Annotated in this window: 1 protein-coding gene; it reads right to left on the bottom strand. The window is 70.6% G+C overall.

Annotation, left to right across the window (positions count from 1 at the left end; translation table 11 throughout):
• A partial coding sequence (locus ACLQ2R_RS39380) for a type I polyketide synthase (RefSeq protein WP_425966526.1) occupies window positions 1-2,823 on the bottom strand: 2,823 nt, incomplete at its 3' end.
• Between the last annotated feature and the right edge of the window lie 12 nt (window positions 2,824-2,835).

Below are 2,835 nucleotides of genomic sequence, written 5' to 3'. Positions count from 1 at the left end.
CAACGCCTGCACCGCCAGATGCAACGCCACCAACGACGACGAACACGCCGTGTCCACCGTGACCGCCGGCCCCTCCAGGCCGAGGAAATAGGAGACCCGGCCGGAGGCGACCGCACCCGAGTTGCTGCTGTAGGCGTAGTCGTGGTGCATCATTCCGGCGAACACCCCGGTCACACTGCCGCGCAGCGAGATCGGATCGATTCCGGCGTGCTCCAGAGCCTCCCAGGACGTCTCCAGCAGCAATCGCTGTTGCGGATCCATGGTGAGCGCCTCGTTCGGGCTGATCCCGAAGAAACCCGCGTCGAAGCCCCCCACGTCATCGAGGAATCCGCCCTCGCGCACGTAGATCGTGTCCGAACGCTCCGACGCCGGGTCATAGAGTCGGTCGAGGTTCCAGCCACGGTCGGTGGGGAACGCCGAGATCGCGTCCTCTCCGTCGGTCAGCAGTTTCCAGAGGTCTTCGGGTGAGTTCACACCACCCGGGTATCGGCACGCCATCCCGACGATCGCGATCTCGTCGGAGCCGCCCATGGTGGCTACGGGCTCGACGGTCGCCGAGGAGGTTCCTGTCAGCTGCTCCACCAGGTGTTTGGCCAGCGCGGCAGGGGTCGGGTAGTCGAAGACGAGTGTCGCGGGCAGTCGCAGGCCGCTTGCCTCGGCGAACCGGTTGCGGAAGGTCACGGCGGCCAGCGAGTCGAACCCCAGGTCGCGGAACGCGCGTTCGGACGAGACAGCGTCCGCGTTGGAGTGCCCGAGGATCGACGCCGCCTGGCCACGGACCATCTCCAGCAGCAGGGAGGTCTGCTCGGATACGGGCAACCGCGAGAGTCGTTCGGCCAGGGACCCCGCGGCCAATCCGGTCGAGTCCACGGTCCGGCGTGTCACTCCGCGAACCAGGCCACGGAAGATGTCCGGTACGTCTCCCTGGAGCCGCAACCTGACCGGTACCAGTGCGGGCTGGTCGAGGCCGAGCGCGGCGTCGAACAGCGCGAGCCCTTCCTCGGTGGACAACGGCAGCACACCGCCCTGTGCCAGGCGGTCCCGGTCGGCGGTCCCGCTCATCTGGCTGGCCAGATCCCACAAACCCCAGGCCAGCGACACGGCCGGCAGGCCGTTGGCACGGCGGTGGGTCGCGAGAGCGTCCAGGTACGCGTTGGCGGCGGCGTAGTTGCCCTGACCCGGCGAACCCATCACACCGGCCGCCGACGAGAACATCACGAACGCCGACAGGTCCTTCGTCAGCTCGTGCAGGTTGCGGGCGGCCTCGACCTTCGGCCGGAACACGGCGTCGATCCGCTCGGGCGTCAAGGACGTGATCACCCCGTCGTCCAGCACACCGGCCGCGTGGACGACCGCACCGATGTCACGGCCGGCCAGCACCTCGGCCAGCGCCGCCCGGTCCGCCGCGTCACAGGCGACCACTTCGGCCTGGGCGCCCAGTGAGGACAGCTCCGCCACCAGCTCGGCCGCACCGGGCGCTGCGAGACCGCGTCGTCCCAGCAGCAGCAGCCGGTCCACCCCGTGCTCGGTGACCAGATGCCGGGCGACCACTCCGCCCAGCGTGCCGGTTCCACCGGTGATCAGCACCGGACCGCGGACCCGGGCGGGTCGCGAAACCTCGGTCACCCGCCGGAGCCGGGCCGCGAACGTCTGTCCGGCGCGAACGACGACCTGGGACTCACCCGAGCCCAGCACCAACCCGAGATCGGCCTCCTCCGCGTCCGCCAGGACGAACACCCCCGGATTCTCCGACTGCGCCGAACGCACCAGACCCCACACCGCGGCACCGTCGAGATCCGTCACATCCTCACCCGGCAACGCCACCGCACCCCGGGTCAACACCACCAACCGACCGGCCCGCTCCTCGACCAGCCACGCCCGCAACTCCTCCAGCACCTGACCAACCCCGACCGCCCGCAGAACGACCACCTCGGAGTTCTCCCGCGGCGCAGCGGGGGTGGGGACGGGGACCCATCGCACCTCGTACAACGAGTCGCGGGAGGCGACCGGCCGATCGGCGGAGGCCGGTCGCAGCACCAGGCCACCCACCGACGCGACCGGCAGGCCGGTCGCATCCGCGATCTCCAGTGACGTGCCTGCGCCGGAGGGGCTGATCCGTACCCGTAGCGCGCTCGCGCCCGAGGCGTACAGACGCACATCCGACCAGGCGAAGGGCAGGGACGCCCCTTCGACGGTGTCCGTCAGCGCCACGGCGTGCAGGGCCGCGTCCAGCAGCGCGGGGTGCAGGCCGAAGCCCTCGCGGTCGGCCTGGTCGGGCAGCGACACCTCGGCGAAGACCTCGTCACCCCGGCGCCAGGCCGCTCTCAGTCCTTGGAACAGCGGCCCGTACACGAGGCCGGCCTCGGAGGCCTCCTCGTAGAAGCCGTCGAGATCCACGGGGGACGCGCCGGTGGGGGGCCACTGCGTCAGGTCGAACGACGGCTGGTCCCCGGCGGTGCCGGCAATGCCTTCGGCATGGTGCGCCCACGTGTCGCCGACCCGGGAGTACACGTTCACGGAACGGTCGCCCGAAGGATCCTGCTCGCCAAGGACGACCTGAACGCCGGCCGGTTCCCGCACGACGAGCGGCGCGTGCAGGGTGAGTTCGCGCAGCACGTCGCAGCCGGCCTCGTCGGCGGCCCTCACCGCCATTTCGACGAAGGCACTGCCGGGCAGCAGGACCGAGCCCAGAACCTGGTGGTCGCCCAGCCATGCCTGATCGCCCATGGACAGTCGCCCGGTCAGCACCAGGCCCGAATCGGGTGAGGGGACGGCGGCGCTCAGAAGTGGATGCCGTACGACCGACAACCCCGCCGCCTCCACATCCCCCGCCGA

The sequence above is a fragment of the Streptosporangium sp. DT93 genome (assembly GCF_049844535.1).
Classification (GTDB): Bacteria; Actinomycetota; Actinomycetes; order Streptosporangiales; family Streptosporangiaceae; genus Streptosporangium.
This window is presented reverse-complemented; position numbering and strand designations above follow the sequence as displayed.